General features: G+C 52.8%; 25 protein-coding genes and 1 pseudogene. 14 read left to right on the top strand and 12 right to left on the bottom strand.

From position 1 onward, the window contains the following. Positions 1–165 precede the first annotated feature (165 nt). From QDT79_RS24530 to QDT79_RS24475, 12 genes and pseudogenes are all read right to left on the bottom strand, one after another. The gene (locus tag QDT79_RS24530; protein ID WP_094141490.1) at positions 166–702 is read right to left on the bottom strand and encodes a YjaZ family protein; all 537 of its coding nucleotides are present in this window, start codon (positions 700–702) and stop codon (positions 166–168) included. A 189-nt stretch (positions 703–891) separates the two neighbouring features. Then, positions 892–1602 carry a tyrosine-type recombinase/integrase gene (locus QDT79_RS24525; protein WP_172906439.1) on the bottom strand — a complete coding sequence of 237 codons (711 nt, stop codon included), beginning with the start codon at positions 1600–1602 and terminating at the stop codon, positions 892–894. A 649-nt stretch (positions 1603–2251) separates the two neighbouring features. Beyond that, complete coding sequence (locus QDT79_RS24520) at positions 2252–2464, bottom strand: hypothetical protein (RefSeq protein ID WP_172906440.1); 213 nt, start codon at positions 2462–2464, stop codon at positions 2252–2254. A gap of 165 nt (positions 2465–2629) precedes the next feature. After that, the gene (locus QDT79_RS24515) at positions 2630–2821 is read right to left on the bottom strand and encodes a DUF7706 family protein (protein ID WP_089186946.1); all 192 of its coding nucleotides are present in this window, start codon (positions 2819–2821) and stop codon (positions 2630–2632) included. A 53-nt stretch (positions 2822–2874) separates the two neighbouring features. Continuing rightward, positions 2875–3168, bottom strand: coding sequence for a hypothetical protein (locus QDT79_RS24510; protein WP_172906441.1), 294 nt, complete (start codon positions 3166–3168; stop codon positions 2875–2877). Then, positions 3169–4020, bottom strand: coding sequence for a ParA family protein (locus QDT79_RS24505; RefSeq protein ID WP_172906442.1), 852 nt, complete (start codon positions 4018–4020; stop codon positions 3169–3171). A 151-nt stretch (positions 4021–4171) separates the two neighbouring features. Next, positions 4172–4462 (bottom strand): helix-turn-helix transcriptional regulator, encoded by a 291-nt coding sequence (locus tag QDT79_RS24500; RefSeq protein WP_172906443.1) that lies wholly within the window; start codon positions 4460–4462, stop codon positions 4172–4174. A gap of 202 nt (positions 4463–4664) precedes the next feature. Further along, positions 4665–5315, bottom strand: a pseudogene (locus tag QDT79_RS24495) (aminotransferase class I/II-fold pyridoxal phosphate-dependent enzyme); the annotation flags it as partial. A gap of 238 nt (positions 5316–5553) precedes the next feature. Then, positions 5554–6000: an Ivy family C-type lysozyme inhibitor gene (ivy, locus tag QDT79_RS24490; RefSeq protein WP_172906445.1), complete on the bottom strand. Its 447-nt coding sequence runs from the start codon at positions 5998–6000 to the stop codon at positions 5554–5556. Positions 6001–6093: 93 nt separating this feature from the next. Beyond that, a complete protein-coding gene (locus tag QDT79_RS24485; RefSeq protein WP_172906446.1) occupies positions 6094–7062 on the bottom strand; it encodes an ExeA family protein in 969 nt (322 codons plus the stop codon). Beyond that, on the bottom strand, positions 7052–8713 hold the full coding sequence (locus QDT79_RS24480; protein WP_172906447.1) for a DDE-type integrase/transposase/recombinase: 1662 nt from the start codon (positions 8711–8713) through the stop codon (positions 7052–7054). Before QDT79_RS24480 ends, QDT79_RS24485 begins: the two co-directional genes overlap by 11 nt. Continuing rightward, positions 8697–9251, bottom strand: coding sequence for a recombinase family protein (locus tag QDT79_RS24475; protein ID WP_172906448.1), 555 nt, complete (start codon positions 9249–9251; stop codon positions 8697–8699). Before QDT79_RS24475 ends, QDT79_RS24480 begins: the two co-directional genes overlap by 17 nt. 843 nt (positions 9252–10094) lie before the next feature. Between QDT79_RS24475 and QDT79_RS24470 the strand changes: the two genes are divergently transcribed. The 14 genes from QDT79_RS24470 (at position 10095) to QDT79_RS24405 (ending at position 20281) form a co-directional block, all read left to right on the top strand. After that, positions 10095–10538 (top strand): hypothetical protein, encoded by a 444-nt coding sequence (locus tag QDT79_RS24470; protein WP_308317216.1) that lies wholly within the window; start codon positions 10095–10097, stop codon positions 10536–10538. 85 nt (positions 10539–10623) lie between these two features. Further along, positions 10624–12702, top strand: coding sequence for a ParB/RepB/Spo0J family partition protein (locus QDT79_RS24465; RefSeq protein ID WP_308317215.1), 2079 nt, complete (start codon positions 10624–10626; stop codon positions 12700–12702). Positions 12703–12743: 41 nt separating this feature from the next. Beyond that, positions 12744–13184, top strand: coding sequence for a conjugation system SOS inhibitor PsiB (gene psiB, locus QDT79_RS24460; RefSeq protein WP_308317214.1), 441 nt, complete (start codon positions 12744–12746; stop codon positions 13182–13184). After that, a complete protein-coding gene (locus tag QDT79_RS24455; protein ID WP_308317213.1) occupies positions 13181–13906 on the top strand; it encodes a plasmid SOS inhibition protein A in 726 nt (241 codons plus the stop codon). The genes psiB and QDT79_RS24455 overlap by 4 nt, the downstream gene beginning before the upstream one ends. Before the next feature lie 121 nt (positions 13907–14027). After that, complete coding sequence (locus tag QDT79_RS24450) at positions 14028–14384, top strand: hypothetical protein (protein WP_197763352.1); 357 nt, start codon at positions 14028–14030, stop codon at positions 14382–14384. 48 nt (positions 14385–14432) lie between these two features. Then, complete coding sequence (locus tag QDT79_RS24445; RefSeq protein WP_197848534.1) at positions 14433–14621, top strand: hypothetical protein; 189 nt, start codon at positions 14433–14435, stop codon at positions 14619–14621. 702 nt (positions 14622–15323) lie between these two features. After that, positions 15324–15770, top strand: coding sequence for a dehydrogenase (locus QDT79_RS24440; RefSeq protein ID WP_197763275.1), 447 nt, complete (start codon positions 15324–15326; stop codon positions 15768–15770). Between the two features lie 94 nt (positions 15771–15864). Then, positions 15865–16116 (top strand): type II toxin-antitoxin system Phd/YefM family antitoxin, encoded by a 252-nt coding sequence (locus tag QDT79_RS24435; protein WP_128884964.1) that lies wholly within the window; start codon positions 15865–15867, stop codon positions 16114–16116. Further along, positions 16113–16400, top strand: coding sequence for a type II toxin-antitoxin system RelE family toxin (locus QDT79_RS24430; protein WP_004929861.1), 288 nt, complete (start codon positions 16113–16115; stop codon positions 16398–16400). The genes QDT79_RS24435 and QDT79_RS24430 overlap by 4 nt, the downstream gene beginning before the upstream one ends. Positions 16401–17295: 895 nt before the next feature. Continuing rightward, positions 17296–17673, top strand: a complete 378-nt coding sequence (locus QDT79_RS24425; RefSeq protein WP_308317212.1) for a hypothetical protein — start codon at positions 17296–17298, stop codon at positions 17671–17673. 54 nt (positions 17674–17727) lie between these two features. Then, positions 17728–18147, top strand: coding sequence for a protein TraE (locus tag QDT79_RS24420; protein ID WP_197763277.1), 420 nt, complete (start codon positions 17728–17730; stop codon positions 18145–18147). Positions 18148–18183: 36 nt separating this feature from the next. Further along, positions 18184–18531: a hypothetical protein gene (locus QDT79_RS24415; RefSeq protein ID WP_308317211.1), complete on the top strand. Its 348-nt coding sequence runs from the start codon at positions 18184–18186 to the stop codon at positions 18529–18531. Positions 18532–18620: 89 nt separating this feature from the next. Beyond that, positions 18621–18884: a hypothetical protein gene (locus tag QDT79_RS24410; protein WP_042785950.1), complete on the top strand. Its 264-nt coding sequence runs from the start codon at positions 18621–18623 to the stop codon at positions 18882–18884. A 73-nt stretch (positions 18885–18957) separates the two neighbouring features. Continuing rightward, positions 18958–20281, top strand: a protein-coding gene (locus QDT79_RS24405) for an IS3 family transposase (RefSeq protein WP_308317210.1) whose coding sequence is annotated in 2 segments (ribosomal slippage) — positions 18958–19415 and positions 19414–20281 — 1326 coding nt in all. Because the reading frame shifts where the segments join, the coding sequence is not laid out codon by codon here. Positions 20282–20473: the final 192 nt, after the last annotated feature.

Raw genomic sequence — 20473 nt, 5'->3', positions numbered from 1 at the left:
TGCAATAACGTGCGAGGTCTCTATAATATGGTTAAGGATGCAGCAGACTGGTTAACCCAGACATCCCGCTACCAACGCAAGTTGGTCAGGCCAAGTCCGGTAAAGGCGCTTCTGAATACCAGAGTTCTCTCTGGCGAAACCCACCTTAAGGTGGGTTTTGTTATTTCAGGGGTGTGGTAACGGCTTTCCGGCCAACAGCTTGCTGGCGATAACAAAGAAACCCACCTTCCCTCCCCCTGGTTTGGCATCAACCGCATAGGCGCTGGTCACGTGTATTCGGAGTTTCTTCCGTTCCCGGAACGCTTTGAAGGGGACGTGGTAATAGCAGCGCTCGCCCTCGTCATTCAATGCCTCGATCACCGCATAGCTGCCATAGCCGGCATGGATAATTCGCTGGCGATCCAACGACAGTATCATGTCTTTAAGGTAGCGTTGCGCCAGGCCGTAGCGGTTTTTGCAGAACGGACGTGACTCTTTAGGCGAGTGATACATCAGCGCCCGCTTCTCCTCTTCGCTCTGTTCCGGGTAATCTTTGCAAAAGCAGTGAAACGAGTAGGAGACGATGAATTTATAGACCTTGTCCGCCTTACCCTCGCAGCGGTGTGTATAGATCACTTCGTGGGCGTCAAGAAAGGAAAGGTCCCAGGTGTACCCTTCCGCATCGGTGAAAGGACGCCATTTTTCCACCTCATCAATTTTCACGTCTTAAACTCTCCCAACATGACTCTCCCGGATGATCCTGACACACGAAATAACGGATGGCCGTCATGCTAACACAGGTGGCACCGACGTTCTTGCTCGGGATAAAAGCCCGCTTATCATCGGCTTCAGTACATATAATGTAATACATTATCACATCATTATGAATTACCAGTGTAATACATTGGTATTCTATTTTTGCATCAGCAGGTGCGTATACTCGCGGTGATCCAGTGAGAACGTCACTCCCAGCTGCGGCGCCACGTCCAGTGCAAACACCTTCAGGTACACCTCCGTGCTTTCATAACGTTCATGGCCCATGTAGGTCTGCACCACTTTCGGCGGTACATGGTTGAAAAACAGGTGCATCGCAAAGCTGTGCCGGAGCGTCTTGGGATTAATGGCCGGCAGCGCAAATTCAATCCCCTCCTCCCTGGCGCGCGCGACGGCCTGCTGAAGCCACAGCCAGGCTGTTTTCCTGCTGACGTCAAACAAGGGGCGTCGCCGGCCGGGGCGGAATGTCGCCAGGAACCGGTGCAACTGATCGACGTAGCCGGCATCGAGCAGCGGCACTATCCGGGCTATCTTTTCATCTGCCGATGGCCGTCCCCTGCCCCGCTGGCGCTGTTTCAGCGTGCGCAGCCGAACACAGGGGCGAGGTCCCTCGAGCTGCAGATCTTCCGGCGTCAACGTCAGGGCTTCGGTAATGCGTGCGCCGGTGTTCCACAACGTGGCATACAACATGCGCTGCCGCTCGTCAGGCAGATAATGCAGCAACACCGCCACCTCGGGCGCCAGCAGGTATTTAGGGAGGTAAGGTTGCAGGAGCGCCATGCGCCGCAGCGCGAGTGCAGTCTCGTACTGTGTCACGGCAACCGGCCGATCGCTGCTGGTCATCAACATGGTTCCCCCCTCTGAATAATGTTTCTGTATGTCTTTTGTATTACATGTGTAATTCTCTTGGATTACATTACCCGCAGGTGATCCCCGGCAGACTGGGCGATCGCCATCGGTGTGTTGGGCGCCGGCATGTGACCAGTGCCTGGCCGGCTGTCGATGTTCGCTTTACCTTGGCGGTGTTTTAAATTGAAATATAGATGTATTACATCGGTGCGCTGTGAAAAATCTGCTGGGTAATGCCCTTGCCCGTTATAAATTTTTCACGTAGCGCAATCTTGCCGATGTCGTCTATTTTGACAGCCCCGGAGACCGGACGCCACGGGAATAAATCGCCGATGCACCGAGGCTGAGGTAACAAAATTCGAAATGAGCGAAAGTTGTTACCACCCTATTTTAGACAAGATGGGCCGGGCGATAGCCAAAAAGTCCACTGCTTGATCGGCGCGTCAGGCGGGAACGGGGCTGGCGGCGATCGGCGGCCGCGGGTTCGCCGGCGAAACACTCTACCTGTTCGGTTACATGCGGGGAGAAAGTAAGAGGAAAATGACGTTCGGGGGAGCGGACTAACGTTGTCGTGATGCCGGCGGGCGGAAGTCCTAAAGTTTACGGCGCCGCAGTTCGGCATCGATGGCCTTGAGCTGGCGTTACCTTTTTATCTGATCACACTCTGGTTCAGGTGGCTTCTGATCACCGACAGGATCTGTTCACACGCTATCTCTAACTCTGGGTTTCTATCGCGATACATTGCGTACTCCTGCACCGCTTCAAAAATACGGCAAACTATCAGGCTATCCGTTTGGCCAAGCGAACTCAGCTCTTGGGCTTTCAGCCCTATGCTGTCTAGAATTTTCTCTACAGTGTTCACACTCCCAGCTCCTCTGTGTAATTCAAAATGATTACATATGTATTACTACGGTAATTCATTTCCCGGCTGAATAGGGCGCTCTGTCAGAACACGTGGTGCACCTCATAACACCGATGCCCTGCTAAACGTAGTCTTTATGTATTACATAAAGACTACGTTATCACTTCAGCGTGGGCTAAAACCCGCTTCGGCCAGCGACTTCTGCAGGAGGTTTACGGCATCCCTCATCTCATATGTCTCGTCTTCATCGACAGCACAAGCTTGAATTTCTGACCAGGTCAGGCGCTTGACGAACTGCGCCAGTGCCAGCGCCTGGCTTTGGGTTAACTCGGTGGTGACGGTCACGATAGCGCTCATCGTTCTCTCTCCTTAATGTAATTCACAAAGATTACTTGTGTAATTCATCTGTATTACAGGTACTCTTTGATCATCTCCAGCATTTTCTCCGGGCCAACTTCTTTGGCCAGGTACAGTGCGGCGCGTAACACCGTCGAATCCGTGATGGTCTTGGTGGTCAGGTCTTGGATCTCATCGACCAGCTCGCTGCACATGACTTTTTCTGCCGGCGTCATACGGATGGTCTTCGGGTTCTCGCTGGTCGTTCTGTTCCGGTTAACCTTTACGTTGGAAAGGCGGGTTTTAGTCTCGCCCTGGACAGGTTCCGGTTTGACCATCGCGGGACGGGTGAGGGGGCCTTTAGCCATTTATGCAGCCTCTTTCGATAAGACGGTTTCGAGTTCACGCATCAGCGCGCGGTAATCGTTCAGGGCCAGTGAGCCCTTGTTATAAAAGTAAAGCGGTACGCAGGCTACCTGTGCCTGTGAGATGTTCTCATCGGCGCGGATGCGGGTTTTAAGGTAGTTATCCTTCGTCCGATCGTTGCTGGCCAGCTGATCGTGAAGATAGGTATTCATTTTCTTCTTGGCGCCATTGTACTCGTTGCGGAATACGCTGAACTGGGTAAAGCGGGTCTCCCTGATCTCGTCCAGGTAATCGAGAACCACATCTAACCCCGTCAGGGCGAAGCTGCCGCCATCGACCGGGATGAGCACGTGATCGGCCATAAAGGCTGCATTGGTGGTCGACAGGTTCAGACCGGGTGAGCAGTCGATCAGAATATAGTCGAACCTGTCCATCACGGGCTGCAGATGACGAAACAGGATCTTTTCCCGGTGATGACGTGTCAGGCAATTTTCCATAACGCGTTCAAACGACGGATCTGATGGGATAATAAACAGGTTATCGATCACCTCTTCGCCGCTGACGGCCGGAATGATGGCATCAAAAATATTGAAGCGCGGGTTGTTATATAGGTCGCAGATGGTATGGCCATATTGCGCATAGTATTTTTTGCCGTTGGCCATCACCTCGGTTGAGTTGGCTTGCTGATCCCCATCGATAAGCAGCACGCGACGGCCTGCCTGAGCAAGCGTCATGGCGAGGTTAGTGATCGTGGAGGTTTTACCTGCACCGCCTTTGTTGTTCATGATGGCGATGATACTGGCCACCGTGTTGCTCAGCGGCGTGAGGATGGACTGCACAGGAGTTTCTGTCATCGGAATCTTCCTCTAAATGAAATACTATTGTATTACGTTTTGACGCGGATGTAACTTCGTCACCTGTGCAGATTATAGCAATACAAATGTAATACACAAGTATTTGCATTGAATTACCAATGTATTTCTTTTTCCCGGCTAATATTCCCACTCAGGCAACTTTGATTCCTTCCTCTCGTAAGTCGATATGCAGGCCTATCATGGCCATGGTGAGCCTCACCTGGACGGCGCTGGTGACGGCAACCAGGTTGGATAATTCGAGTTTTTGACGCGCCTCCTGCAGCACTTTACGCACGGTCTCTGGTGAGACGTCGCGCAGGTCTGCAATGGTCGTGATGGCCAATCCCATGGAGTACAGGATACAGGTCATTGCTTGTGTCGGCGTTAACTCGGGGAATAATTCAAAGTAACGCGCAAATTGTGCAGTCTCAACAGCAGCCATTTTAGCCTTCCATCTAGTGGTCCGCGGCCTGTCAGTGGTCTGACAGTTCCTTGATGGTCAGTACCCGCTCGAACCTATGTTTGGTCGATGCGGGCCCTGAATGACTTCCCTGGTGTTGAGTGTGCCCACGCAAAGCTGGGCACTAACTATCATCATTATCCGGCCCCGAGTTGTGTGGTCTGCGCCGTCGGGTGCCTGTTGTTTAAGGGGTAAGTTTGGCCAACCCTCTGATTGCGTCTTCAAGGTACTGACGAGGGCAGCCCAGATTGATGCGGATAAACCCCTTCCCCTGGGAGCCAAAGCTGCGGCCCATCGAGGGCGGGATCTTCGATGTGTGGATCAATGCCTGTTGTAAGGCATCTTCATCCAACCCCAGGGCGCGACAATCCAGCCAGGCAAGGTAAGTGCCTTCCGCCCGGGGCATTTTGCACCAGGGCGCGGCATAGCTTAACGCCTGCTCAAACCAGCGCCGGTTCTCAGCCAGATAGCGCTGCAAATCGTTAAGCCAGGCCTCGCCGTGCTGATAAGCCGCAGTGGCTGCCGTCATCGACAGCGCATTAAAGACATCAAGACCATGGGCGTTGAGGCGATCGATGAACGCCCCTCGCATCCGGGTATTGGGGATCAGGAAATTCGAGATCCGCAGTGACGACAATCCAAACGTTTTGCTGGCCGCGGTAGCAGCAATCACCTGTTCCTGGCAGTCCTTATCCAGGTGCAGGACCGATGTGAACGTCTGCCCGGGCAGCAGCAGGTCTGCCCAAATTTCGTCAGAGATAACGGTCACGCCATGGGCGCGGCAGAGCGTCATCAACTGCGTCAGTTCGTCATGTGTCCAGCAGCGTCCGGTAGGTGTAGCGGCTCGCGTTTGAAAACCCCCATGCTCGCGTTTATCGGCTTTTTTTGCTCACATTAACTGCAAATGAAAATCTCCTTATGCTCACATTAACTGCCACTGTGCTCGCGTTTATCTTTTCATGCTCGCAATCATCCTTCCCGTGCTCACAATAACTGCAAATCAAAATCTACCTCGGTGTGGGATTATCGGGGGAATATGATGGTGGGGAAAATTTCCCCACCAGGTGTGCCATCTATTTATAATTGAAACTATCAGGGTGATTATCAAGACTGCCTGTCAGTGAAGCGAGCAGGACTGTCTTCCCATCAATCGACAAATCATCAGGTATGTTTAACCACTGTAGTTTTTCATTACCTGTTTTCTCATCTACCGTGGAGAAAACACCCGCTATTTTCTTCGTTGCCGTGGCGTAAAGCACTGCGATCCGCTGTGAACCACAATCATGCGGTTTGCATGAATTCAGCACCAGATACTGTTTACCTGCGATGTTGACTTTCTGGCCCTGAGAGTTTGTTCCCCCCTGAGTTACCCATTTGGGCAAGTGCTGGTTAGACGCCATTTTCTGAAACTCCGCCTTTGTATCCTGATCTGCCGCCAGTTTACTGATGGTTAGTTCATCTTGCGCATACGCGGATGTGGTCAAGCCTGCTAGGAATAGTGCAATGAGTGTTTTTTTCATAATTTTATCCTTTGTTTATCAATTAATTGTATAGCGCACTTGCTCGTTCTTCCCTTTACAGGAAAAAGATAGAAATACCTGATAGATTGAGGATTATATTGGCAGCCCGATGGCCAGTAGCCGGTCACGAAATTCAGACGACCTAACCGGATCGAGCTGATTGTTGAAGAAGGCCCGGATCTCCGCCGGCCTCGCGTCAAACAGTTCCACCATCTCTTTCAGACGGTACCCGTGACGCGTCAGGGTCGGCTCCAGGTCGTTCAGCTGCCGCGAGAGGACCGACTCAATCAGCGATGCCGTTATCGGCTTTTCTCCGGTTTGATAACCGGCTTCCATGGCCAGCGTCAGATGCAGCTGGATCTGCAGTGGCGTGCGCAGTTTCTCAGCCAGCAGTTCAATGGCTTCGGTCGTCAGGATATCTTCCGGTTTGCCGTGTTCCGCGCAGGCACTGAGCAGCCAGTGAATATATTCCCGCTGGCTGCCGGTGATACCGTCCAGGGTAAAGATATCGGTACGGTAACCAATTTCTTCCATGGTCGGGCGGCGCAGATCGTTACGCAACTTGGGGTGACCGGCCAGCACAACCGACAATCGTCCTCCACCGTCTTCTACGGTTTCCATCAGCCGCTTGAGCCCAATAAGCGTATGACCGTTCAGGTCGTGCGCTTCATCGACAAACAGCGCCACCGGGCGTTTGCCCTTCTTGACCAGTTTCTGCAGTTCCCGCTCACGACGTTCGCCCTGCTTGGGGATCTGGACCACCTTGTCCTGGGTCAGATCGTAAAACAGCGCGTTAATCAACGTGGCCAGCTTGATGTTCTGCTTTTCTACCGACAGCGACCTGGCCACGATGACTTTCTTTTCCTCTCTGAGGAGTTGCTGCAGTCGGCGAAACGTGACGGTTTTGCCGCTGCCCACTACGCCGCAGACGGCAACCAGACGACCTTCTTCGATGGCACCCCGGATATCCTTGATAAGTTGCCTGTGGTGGGCAGTTTCATAGTATCCGGCCTGTGCAACAGGCTGAGTCAGCCCATAATGCTCCATTACCTCAACCCGCATGGTCTGCTCCTGATAATCGGTTGCGGAAGTGTTCTCTGATCCGGGCAAGGACCTCGCGTCGGATCAGCGTTTGCGCCAGAACGTCATCGATAAATGCCCGGTTGTCGTCCGAGAGTTTGGCCAGCGGCGTTGCCAGGTCATCGGCAATGGCCAGTTTCGCGGCGATAACCGTCGGAAAGACGTATTCAGACTCCGTGATATCAAACGGCTGGTGCTTTAATTCGTCGCCGGATTGGGGATTGTTGACCAGTTGAAGCTCACTGCCGGACAGCGCGCTGATGGGGACATTCAGCTGGATGGCCAAGGAATGGATCCGATCTGACCGCTCGGCCGTTTTCCCCCGCCGAAATGCCCGATACCGGTGCAGGGGAACCGGGCCCGACACCGGGAAATAGGGGCCCCATGTTTCATGTTCGAACTCAACGAACATCTCGTCGTCAAACAGGCCCCACTGCAGAATAACGGTTTCGCCGGCCATATCCGGTTCGACTTCATAGACGGTGCCGTCGACCGTCACGCGAGCATCACTCCCTACTTTACGAGACTCCGGCTCACGGGCAAAGCGGCGGTACTGCTCCCAGGTACACATGTCCCGCAGCCCCTCTGGCGGCAAATTCGCCACCCAGTCTTCGATGCGGGAGTGCTTCTCGCTGCGGTGGCGCTGGTTGTTGTACTGCGTCAGGTAATGCCAGAGCCATTCGTTGGCCTGGTGCTCGGTTTCCGGCTTATGGAAGTGGTAAAGGGTTTCATGCGCCTCTTTGACGGTCCTGAAAGGACGCTCGACTTTACCTTTGGACCGCGCCGTGGTGCGGGTGCCGTCCTTGCCGGCAGGGGTATGCGTCTGCCAGTCAATATGCAATTCCCGCATCACGTTACTGAATACCCGGCTTTTGGCAACGGGGCCGTTGTCGAGATACAGCATCTTGGGGCGTCCCTGGATATGGGGATCAGGAATGGAGGGTTTGGGTGCCATGGCATTAAACAGAAAGCGTAATGCCGATTCGGCGTCTTCACCGTAAACGCACCGATATTCCTGATAGGTGATGCCACTACGATCGTCCACGACGCTGAATATCGTCAGCGTCGGCTCGCCTCTGGCGGGATCAACCCATTCTGGCCGCTCGATATGTTTGAGATCGGACGGGGACATATCGAACTGCCAGCAGTCGTTGCTGTATTCCGCCTGAAACCTGACGGCCGGCGGCTCCCGTAATAAACGGGACTGGTCGAGGCGAAACCGCGAAATATAACGGTCCACCGTCTGGCGACGTAGCAATCCTGGCGGCGCTTTGATCAGCCCCTGGCCAACCTCGACCCCATACTCTTCGAGTAATTGTATCGCTCTGGACGTCGACAGGTGACGACCGGACTTGTTGGTGGTACGCAGTTTCAGGGCTGCGATAATCTCGCAATACAGCTCCAGCTCCGAGGTGGATAACACCCTGGATTTGCCATAATCGCGGCGGTGGGCGGCATGCGGTTTCAGGTCACGCCGGAGAGCCCGGTAAACCGTGGTGGCAGAAACGCCGTACAGGTCGGCGACAGACGCAATCTGAGCGGCCCGTTCAGGGCTTTTGGGGGGCAGGCGATCAAGCCGCTGCCGCAATTGCAGCAACGAATCCGCTGGGATAACCTTACGCCGGCTGTCCATAAGCATCCAGAGCCCGGTAGACCGATGCCCGGCCAATCCCAAGCTTGCGGGCGATGGCGGTTGCTCCCATTTTTTCGTCCACATAGAGGCGATGCACTTCGGCCGGATCGATAGAAGGTTTGCGGCCGCGGTAGACACCGCGCGCTTTGGCCGCCGCGATCCCCTCCAACTGACGTTCACGGCGCAGATTGGTTTCAAATTCGGCAAAAACACCCAGCATATCGAGGAAGGCTTTGCCAGCGGCGGTACGCGTATCGACAGGTTGTTCCGTCGCCTTGAGGGTAACGCCTTTCAGGTTCAGGGCAAAAACAATGTCCTGGAGGTCTTTGATGCTGCGGGCGAGGCGGTCGATCCGCGTGACGGTAAGGGTGTCGCCAGGCCGCAGGAAGTCCAGCAACAGCTGCAATTCGGAACGCCCCTTTCGGCTGGCACCGCTGGCTTTTTCTGCGCGAATAATTTCGCAGCCGGCATCACGCAGGGTTTGTGTCTGCAGGGCCAGATCCTGATCGTTGGTTGAAACGCGGGCATACCCATACATAACGGCCATATTTGCTTGAAATGTCTCATTTGCCTCTAGATGGACAAAACCTAACACGAGGTTACATTAAAAACAACCCTAATGAGACGTGAAAAACGTCTCATGGCTTTGTCTTGTTGTGGTATACCCAAAAAGAACGATTGGTGGCGTCGGGAGGTGAATTTTGATTGCAGGTATTGTGAGCACGGGAAGGATGATTGCGAGCATGAAAAGATAAACGCGAGCACAGTGGCAGTTAATGTGAGCATAAGGAGATTTTCATTTGCAGTTAATGTGAGCCAAAAAAACCGATAAACGCGAGCATGGGGGTTTTCAAACGCGAGCCGCTACAGGTATGAAAAAATGATGAAGGGTATCCATTATGAAAAGGAAAACTTCTTTTGGTTTTAAAAGGAATAACTGCTTGTTTATAAGAACAGGGTTTGGAAAGTAGCGGTTGGCCACCCTTGTATTGCCATACCACATCACATTACCGGGATATTTGGGCAAGGTTGGGAGAGAGAAAAAACACGAGGGCTTGGGGCAATGGCCGGTCGAATGACCGTCCAGCAGACCTACTCAACCAAGACGCCCGCATGCGGGCGTCAGGTTTCGCCGAACCCGCAAGCGGTTTCGGCCTGTCGGTTAGGGTCTCCACGCCAACGGCAACACCCGCGCTTGCTGCCGGCGTCGCTTTCACTGCACGTCGTTTGGACGACGAGCGCTAAGGTCGCCCCAGTGTTCGCTGCCGCGACCGCTGTGTCGGGTTGATCCGTGTTCAACCTTCCAGGGTGCTTAGCCGCAGTAAGTCTTCCCGCCGCAACTGATAACAGCACAACGCCTCGCTTAAACACCAAGGGGTGTATGAACTCAGCCAAAAACTTTTTTCTCCCTTCGGTCAAAAAAACTTTTTGTCTCCGCCCCTTGGTGCCGCTCTTCGCCGTGCTGAATCAGTTTATTGCGACGGCGAATACTCACAGCGGCATCAGTTATCACCCCACGGAGGATTTCAACATGGCTCAACAAAACGTCAAAGGCGCGACAACGAAGCCTACAGCAGCATCAGCACTGAAAAACGGCGGACGTTCTGACCAGCAGGTGTATGAGCTGTTTCTCGCTGTGCAGCGCGCCTGCGGTGGCCGTTCAACCGGCACGAGTGAGCCACCGTCCGTACCGGCTGATGCTGAGTATCTGGTCATCGATCAAGGGGAGTTTGACTCTCTGGCCGTTTGGCTGGTCGAGGGGGTTCCGGTCGTCGCCAGCGATGAAATGAACCTGACGCACTGGGTGATCAGCGCAGGGCAGTAAAAAGCAGGGTTGCCCCTGCTCCTAACCGCCGGTCTGGACGCCAATCTGACCGGTTTGACAGTAATAACTATTGGAGAGAAATCACATGTCTGACATCGATACTAAAGCACCTGCAAAACCAAAATCAACCGCCAAGAAAAGCCCGGCCAAGGCTGCATCAGCCAAAACCGCAGCGGCGAAGTTTGTTGAAGCCGCGCTGGCCAATGCCGAGCGTAAAAATCTTATGCTCAAAGAGATTACCTTTACGGATCAGAATGCGCGTATTACCCCCCGCACTCAGGACGAGATCGAGGAGATGGCAACCAGCATTGAGGCCACCGGCCTGTTGCAGAACCTCGTCGTACACCGCATGGCGGATGGCCGATACGGTGCGGCCGCCGGTGAGACCCGCCGCCTTGGCATGGATTTGTTGATGGTGCAAGGGCGTTCAGCTGCTGGCGTACTGGTAACGCCGGAGTTTATCGTTCCTGTTTTAGTCGTCGATGAACAGGATGCCTATGCGATTTCTGTCGCGGAGAACGTGCGCCGCACCAATCTGCAACCTGCCGATCAGCTCGAAAATATGCGTAAGCTGGCTGATAACGGAACCCCGGCCGAACGGATCGCTGCCATCCTCGGCTTCAGCACCCTGCATGTTAAAAAATGCCTGAAATTGACTACCGTAGCCCCTGCGCTGCTGGAGCTGCTGAAAGCGAATCAAATCAATTTTGACCAACTGGCGGCGTTGGGCGCGACGGATGATCATCTGCGCCAGATTCAGGCATGGGATAAAGGTAAATATGACGACCACTTCCGCACACCAAAGGCGTTACGAAAAATAGTGCTGGCCGACGAGGTTTCGGCCGCAGACAGCCAGTTGGTTAACTTTGTTGGGATTGACGCCTATCAAGCAGCAGGTGGTGAGATCCGCGAGGAGATGTTCGTTGACGATGTCATTCTAACCGACCCATTGATGCTGGAAACGCTGGCGATCGCCAAGCTGCAAGCGGTGGCGGATGATGTGGCGAAAAATGAAGGGTGGGCATGGTCGGTTGGCCGTACTCGTGAGGCGCAACGTTATACCGACGATGAGAAGACATTCGAGATCCCTTGGGTAACCACGAGGCTGACCAGCGAGCAGCAGGCAGAAATGGATCAGCTGCTCGCCGAGCAAGAATTGCTGGATGACATGTTTGATACTGCTGGACTCGATACAGACGAAGAATGGGAACATGCGCCGCGCGTTGAGCAGATTGAAGCGCGTATCAACGAAATAAACGCAGCTGCAGAACTCAACCAATGGCCGTCAGAAGTTCGTGTCAAGGCGGGCATAATCGCTTACCTGAAAGATGGCCAGATCCAAATTCAACGCGGCTTGATGAAAGTAGAAGACATCAAGCAACAAGAAAAAGCCAACCGCGAAGAAATCAAAAAGAACACCCCGCCGTCAGAAAAAGGACTTTCCCAAGTTTTGGTGGCAAGTTTGTCCGCCGAACGTACTTTGGCAGTATCTGCGGCGCTGGCGCAGAACACTAACGTCGCGATTGCACTCCATACGTTCACGCTGGCACGGCGGGTGTTCGACGCGGGATATTTCTATGTGTTGCACACCTCTGTAGAAAGCATGCGCAGCGGCTGCTTATCCCAGTCAGAAGAGGCTGGCAGCGTGAATGGCATCGCTAACCTGAAACTGAACGAGATGCATGAGAGCTGGTTGAACCAATTTCCTGAAAACTGGAGCGAAAGTTTTGAGTGGCTGCTGGCGTGGTCACAGGGTGACGTTCTCGGGTTGTTGGCATACTGCGTTTCCCACGGCCTCGATGGCCGAGACAGTTATCTCAAGGATAAGCGGGTTGGCACCAAGCTGGATTCGGTAGAAAAAGCCCTCGATTTCCAGATCGGGGAATGGTGGAAGCCGACGAGTGACAACTATTTTTCGCGGATTGGCAAAGACCAGATCGTTGATGCTCTTAATAGCGCCGGTGAAACCGGGAAGGCCAAAGATGCCGAGGGCATGAAACGTAAAGATGCCGCTGAGTTAGCTGCTGCGGTGCTGAGCGAAACCGGTTGGTTGCCGAGCTGCATGGCACCGCAGCCGCAGGCTGAAACGGAAAACCGGACGGATGCCGCTGCCAGTTCCGCAAACGCCAATGATACTGACGCTGACGATGGCGCTGCCGCCTAACTGACAAAGGAGCTGCCGCCCGAGGGCGGTAGAAAAGACAGATGAAAAATACATTCAATCTGGAAAAACTTGAGTCGATGAGCGCCGACGAACTGGAACAATACCGAGATCGGGGTAGGGAGTATCGGGTAATGCTCAACTACGCGGTGCTGAGTCAACTGGCGGTGCCGGAAGGCTGGCGCGTGGTGGCGGAAGAGGGGTGTGAATTTTGCGGGTGCGTGCCGGTGGTGTGCCGGATAAGCCCGGAAGGGGATGAGGCGACGGCGCTGTATTTGTGCAGCGCGGGCGCAGAGGTACCGAACTGGTCAATGGCGCTACCGTTCGACAGCGGTCAGTCGCTGGCGTGGCTGTATCTGGATGAACGTTTCACGCCGGCCACGATAAACAGAGTGCTGCATACCGTGGTCGGCTATTACCGGCTAGGTTTCTGGCGGCCGGAAAAGCTGGCAGTCGCGTTGCGGATGGGAGGGCATTGCCTGTGATCCCAAATCATCTCGCTCTGGTGCCGTGGCACCCGTATCGGCAGGCCGTCTGGCAGGCCATCGCGCAGGTCGAAGCCCGGCGTGAAGCGGGCAGACGGTTGCCCGTCTACCCATATGCTATGGCGTTTTTCCGCCAGTTAACCGGACGGCCCACACTTTCAGCCAAGGATCTTCGCATGATTGATGTAACCTACCAGCCCGGCGATCGCCGCCATGCCACGCGCAAAGAAGACTATATGGACGCGCTCGACACCCTTATCGCCAGCAGGGGAGAGCACTGTTATTCCCCGTTGCCCGGCGACACTCGCGACACGCTGTTTCCAGAAGTGAACCGCCGCCGCCGTCAGCGGTTCGAGCATCGGCTGACGATGAAACACACCCGGCAGGCGCGCATCGATGACAACATCCGACAGCATAAACGGCGTCGTTACCAGGTGCGTAAAGCACAGGCGGAGATAGAGCTTGCATTCATCACTCCGGGGGAACTTAATCGCTGGGTACGCCGTGCTAAGCAGCAGGGAATAGCGGATTGTGACTTGTTCGGGTTGGTACAGGCGTGGACGAGTCGATTCCCATGCCTTGCCGAACTAGATTGCTACCTCTGGTCAGCGAGACCATTCTGGGAAAATTGTCTACAGGTCAGTCTGATCAACAGCGATTTATCCGCTGCTGACAGGGCTGATAATGATGCCCGAATTCCCAATCGGCTGATGTGCTGCTAACCGACTGTAAGAAGCGGTTAGTGACACAATAACAAGTTACGGGCATTTGATTGTGATGCCTAAATAAAGTTAATGTAGTGAATGTCGAGAGTTAGTAAAATAAATTATTCTGGAGGTTAATATGCTTGGGGTTATTGCGATAGTTTTGATGATGTCATGTGGTATTGTTTTCCTGATAAAACAGGCAAAAAATGGTGCGTTTCAAAAAATTCATAAACATTTAAGCGCAATATGCAATGTTAGTTTGTTGTATTCTGGATTGATTTTTATTTTGACATCTATTGTATTTAACGCATTTTATGGAGCGGAGTTTACACCAGAAGAACCTCTGAAATCGCCTTTTTCAAACGTTGTTAGTGGAATGGGTGAGATGGCCTCTCAGTTGTCCAGTATATTGATGTATTTGGGCGTTTTTTGTTCGGTGGTTTCCTTCCCATTGAAACTATTGATGAATAGGGATGGCGGTAGCGGTGATTAGGCTGCTGTTGTCAATAAACTCATCGATTATTAATAAGGAAATAATACTATGAAATTAATCATGATTGAGTGGATTTTGGGACTCGGAGCATACTATTTATTGGAAATACTGCTTCGGGATAAGGTTCCTGTTATTGCTCGGGCCAGTGATACGTGGCAATCATGGGCATTCCCGGTGATGGTGTCACTCGTAGTGATAGCCTTTTGTGAATTGATATTGATGCGTAAATCAAGGTAATGACCGGTGTTTTAACAGGCCAAAAAGAAAGCATAATAATAACAAGGCGCCTGGCGGCGCCTTTTTCTTGCCTGATTATTGGCTTGGCCCCTTTACGTGCGTTATGAATCATATCCTCTCGGTGCTATGTCCATTCATTAGTGAAAGTGATTCGCTGTGTGGTTAAGCCGTGGGGTAGCATCGGGCCTTTTCTTGGTTGGATTCGGCGTTTCCCATGTTTTGAATATGGTGCCAACAGCTGCAAACAACAATACGCCAGCTGGCGCTTCCTTCGGTGGCCGGTCGCAAGCGCCCAGCCCTCGAGCCCTACTCGACTAGTCGCCCGCGCGCGGGCGTCAAGTCTCGCCGAACCCGCATAGCGGTTTCGGGCCTGCCGGCTAAGGTCTGAAAGCCAGGTACAAACCCCTTCGCTTGCAGCCGGCTATGCCGGCGCCACTTTCACTGTTCGCCGCTGTGCCGGCGATCGCTAAGGACGCCCCGGCGTTTCGCCGTGTCGGGTATGTTCCTGCTCATCCCTCTGGGGTTATCTCTCATCGGCCTCACGCGGCCGCTTTTGTAGCACCGTCGCCCTGGGCCCGCAAGGGAGGATGAATCGCCGCAAGCGGCGCCCTTGCTGTCCCTGTTCGCCGTCGCTACGTCAGCTTTTTTTGCCGCGCAAGGTTCCGACGAGAGATCGATAACCCACCCAGGAAGGAGAACAGCATGAACACACAGAACGTCAACATCAACGTCAACACCGCCACGAAGGAACACTCTGAAAGATATGAAACGGCGGGATTGTGCGAACCAGAAGCCTCGGCACCGTGGGTAAAGCCCGGCGTGCAATATCCCGCCGCCGTTCGAGCGTTGGAAATGGAGTTTTGCTATTTAGACGACCTGAATGATCTGTATGCGCAAAGCAGCACGTCACCCGACGAGCTGGAGCAGGCGCTCTATGTGATTTTCGGCCGGATGACTGAGCTTGTCCAAAGCTGCGGGGCTGATTATAAGCAGCCGGACAAACCGCGAGTTGCCTACGAAATGATCCAATACTGGGTCAGAGGGCAACGGGTTGCACAGCGTGACTTCGGGGAAATCGGTCAGCGCGCTTGGGAGCATGCACGTTACAGACTGGCGCAAGAGATGGCGGTGGAGCACTCGTATAACTGACCAGCTGGATGATATTATATCAAAAGACCTGTTAATAGGTCTTTTTGATGGTATAATAAGACCTGTTAAGCGGTCTTATTGAGTCGAGGATACCATGCCAAATATCATTTTAAGTGACACAAGTGCGAGCATCAGCGAGCTGAAGAAAAACCCAATGGAAACCGTTGGCGCCGGCGCCGGTTTTCCGGTGGCCATACTGAACCGCAATAAGCCAGAATTTTATTGCGTGCCGGCGGCGCTATACGAGCAAATGCTCGATGCCCTCGATGATCAGGAGCTGGTGAAATTGGTTAATGAGCGACGTAGCGAAGCGTTGGTTGATATCGATCTGGATCAGTTCGCATGACGTATACGGTCAAATTTCGTGAGTCGGCGCTGAAAGAGTGGGGCAAGCTGGACAAAGCGCTGCAGCAGCAGTTCGCCAAAAAGCTGAAAAAATGCTGCGAGAACCCGCATATTCCGTCAGCAAAACTGCGGGGGATGCCGGGGTGTTACAAAATCAAGCTGCGCGCCTCGGGGTTTCGTCTGGTTTACGAAGTGATCGACGATTGCCTGATTATCGCGGTGGTTGCCGTCGGCAAACGTGAGCGTGGCGATGTGTACCAGCTGGCCAGTGAACGTCTTAAGTGAACAGATGTGCCTAAGCACAAGAAGCTAAAGAGTTTGCTGAATGGTTCAGTAGTAAGGGATACCCTACAGATTTACGCGGTTCAGATTTAGTACGATGGAAGCGTTATTACACAAAGTGAATATGTAGCTTGAATATTGCCGTACAGGCAGCTTAGAAATTCTGAGTTAACAACAACACTTTACTGCCGCACAGGCAGATGCATCAAAATTACGCGATTATGAATACAACAAAAGGGTGTGCATTACAACACCTACGGGAAGTGGTCCCGCGGTGAGCAAAATCCTCCGGCGGCCGTTTACACCGCAATTAACATGCTTCTTTTTCTTAAAGAAAAACAGCTTGTTGTGGAGTGGCTTTACAGGAATGAATCTTTCAAACAAAGCCGGTGATCTGCCGATCGCCGGCGCCTATCAAAATACCTTTCCCAAACCTCCTATGAGCTTCCTCCGGTGGCCGGTCGCAAGCGCCCAGCCATCGAGCCCTACTCGACTAGTCGCCCGCGTGCGGTCGCCAAGTCTCGCCGAACCCGCGTAGCGGTTTCGGGCCTGCCGGCTAAGGTCTGAAAGCCAACATCAACAACACCAAGGTCAACAGCATGCGCTTGCTGCCGGCGATGCCGGCGCCGCTTTAACTGTTCGTCACCTGGCGACGAACGCTGAGGACGCCCCGGCGTGTCGCCGTGTCGGGTGTGTTCCTGCTCATCTCACCGGTGGTTATCTCTCATCGGCCCTTACGCGGCCGCTTTTGTAGCACCGTCGCCCGGTTGCCCGCAAGGGTGAAGTGCACGCCGCAAGCGGCGCCCTTGCTGTCACCCGTTCGCCGTCGCTACGTCAGCTTTTTTGCCGCGAAAGGATCCGACGAGAGATAAATCAACCACCCAGGAAGGAAAGCAGCATGAACACACAAAACGTCAACGTCAAAACCGCCGCTCAGGAACGCTCTGAAAGATATGGGGAAAAAACCAGTGTGCTCCGTACTGACGGTTTTGTCCGCAACCTGAATTCCTCAAATGCCTTTGATGTGATCCGCGCAGATGTCGTGCTGGCCCGGATGGAGAAGCAGGCCGGGCATTCATGTGGCCTGTATTACGAAATCTTTGAATCACGGTTGTTAGAAATGGCGATGAATTATCTGTGTGACTTGCCATTGAAAGACCGGCCGGTCTTTATGGGCGCGGCATCAAAGCGGGGTTTTATGCTGACGGAGGCCGAGGCAGACCGCGTCTACGATTCGTTCATTTCCCTGAAAGATGAACTGTCGGCAGATTACTGATTTTCGTCGGGCTGCGTTCTCGTAGCCCGGAACATCACAAGAGGGGAACTGAGTATGAAAATTAACAATATCAATTCCGTAGTCAAAGAGTCGCCTGATGATTGGGATGTAAAAGCCTGTCTGTTCGTTACTCAAGAGATCGGTCGTTTTTCTGTCAAGTTCTCGGCGCCGTGCATCGGGGGCACGGTGAACCTGAGTTGCAGCCACATCACCAACGCCTGCAATCCGTTTGATGCGGTAATGCGATTTGCGCGCGAAACCAGCGCAAAGGGTTGCACGGTGTACGCCGTGGAACAGGTCGAGCCTGTGCGCCCTGTTTGCCTGAGCACAACCGGGTATCGCTTTATGCAAAAAGGCTTCATCTGGCTGTGCCTCGATACCGGCGTTTTCGTCGAAGTGTCAGAAGATGGCCGGATGCGGCGCGGGGACGATGGCCACACGTTGCCGTACTACGGCACGTTAACCCGCATTTAACCTGTGGTAAGCCACCATAACAGAGGAGAAAAAACGATGTATCAGAGCGAAATCAGCACCGAAAACCGCATGGCATGGGATGCGAGCACCGAGGCCGCTTATTGGCAGCTGCGAGAGCAAGAAGCGCGCTCGGAAGTGGCGGAGATCAGCCTGATGGAGTTTATGGATGCCATCGCAGTCATGTACCCGAAAGACTGGGCGGGCGATCCACATAGCGAAACTTTCAAGCTGGCCGAAATGTATTGCGGGGAGGTGACCACTGTCTACGCCAAGGTCGGGGAGCGTTACTTCCGGTTCCGCGACGTGGTGACGTTACCGCACAGCGCCATTCTGGCGCGGATCAATAAGGAGGTGTTAAGCCGGGAGACGCAAACCCGTAAATGAAAAAAGCAGCGTTTCCGCTGCTTCCTCATGCCGGTTTACCCCTAGGAAAGTTAGACCGGCGTTCTATCAAACTACATGGAGTCTCAACCATGAAATCAACAGACCCAAGCATCATGACAGTAACCGACGAGTATGTAAAGCGCCTGCAGGCTGAGTGCGAGCAGGTGAAACGCCAGCGGCGGATCGCGCGCGGCGATATAGCCGCCGCCGACGTCGATCCGGATCTGCGGTCGTTCGGGCGTCATATCGCCGGATGTGTTCGCAAGGGCAAATCGGTGCGGGTGCCGTCGATGCGGGGCAGTGAGTGGGGGCACGTTCTGCGTGCGCTGGAGTTAACGCGGGCGATGGCCTGATAACGCGAGCCGCCCCGTTTTGAAGTGAACCCCATAAGTTGGACACAATGAAATCAACTTCATGGGGTCACTAATGGTGCAATATACGGAAGAGTTTCGGCGAAAAGTTGTTCAACACTATCTTTCCACTCATGATGGGGTTAAACGAACAGCCAAGATATTTGGCGTTCATAAAGCCACCATCCAGCTTTGGATTTCAACATATAGAAAGCATGGTGAAGACATCGCAATTTCAGATAAAAAACGGCGTAAGTACGCTCCAGCAGTCAAGGAAGCTGTTATCCATGACATACTGAATAATCAACTATCGGTACGACAAGCAGCGGCGAAATTTAACATCTCAAGGCTACAACTTGCTCGTTGGCTTGAAAGTTACAAGAACGGCGGAATGGAGGCTCTGTCGGTGATGAAGAAACGAAAGCAAACCAATACGGGTGCTCAAGCTAAAAAAACTGAATTTTTGACGCCCGAAGACGAGTTGGATTACTTACGTGCCGAGAATGCATATCTAAAAAAGCTACAGGCCTTGATTCAGCAAGGCCACAGCAAAAACGCAAGTAGTGGATGAATTGAGGTCTCAACATAAGCTAAATACACTGCTGCGTGTTGCTGAGTTACCTCGCAGCACGTTCTTTTACCAAAAGAAACGCCTGAGTAACGAGTCTCACCGAGATGAAAAGGAAAAAATAACATCTATTTTTCATCAACATAAAGGCCGATATGGTTATCGAAGGATCACTGTAGCCTTGAAAAGAGAAGGGATTAAAATCAACCATAAGACAGTCTACAAACTGATGAAAAACATGGGGTTATCATCTCCCGTAAGACGAAAGAAATATAACTCATACAAAGGGATGTATGGGAAAGTGGCTCCAAACCTTCTTAACCGAGAGTTTACAGCGGTACGCCCAAACCAAAAATGGGCAACTGACGTAACAGAGTTCTCCGTAAATGGTGAAAAACTCTATTTATCTCCAATAGTGGATCTGTTTAACCGCGAAATTATCTCATTTTCACTGGCGCGGCGTCCTCACATGGGTATGATTAACACCATGTTAAGAAAAGCTTTTTCAAAGATTAATGACGCCGAAAAGCCAGTTTTACACTCAGATCAAGGGTGGCAGTACCAAATGATTGGCTATCAAGAAATACTTCAAGAAAAACAGGTTGTTCAAAGTATGTCCCGTAAAGGAAATTGCCTGGATAACGCGGTAGTAGAAAATTTCTTTGGTACATTGAAGTCAGAGTGTTTTTACTTAAATACTTTCAACGATATAAATGAGTTGGAAACAGCTATCAGGGAGTATATCCACTACTACAATCACGAGCGAATCAGTTTAAGGTTACAAGGCCTGAGTCCTGTGGAATTTAGAACTCAGACCTTGCAAGCCGCATAGCGGAACAGTCCAACTATCGGGGTTCAGTTCAGTTTCGGGGCGGCTATTCACTGACCCGGAGGCTAATTGATGTCACAACTCTCTTTTGATTCCCTGTTTTCGGTGCCTGTCGATGCAGTGCGCCCGGCGGAAAAGAACGTCAGGGCTGATACGGTAGAACCCTCAAAATCCGCCGACCCTGTACCGGGACGG

It is taken from the genome of Serratia marcescens (assembly GCF_029846115.1).
Taxonomy (GTDB): domain Bacteria; phylum Pseudomonadota; class Gammaproteobacteria; order Enterobacterales; family Enterobacteriaceae; genus Serratia; species Serratia marcescens_L.
The sequence above is the reverse complement of the archived record's forward strand: the minus strand, read 5'-3'. Positions and strand labels throughout refer to the sequence as shown.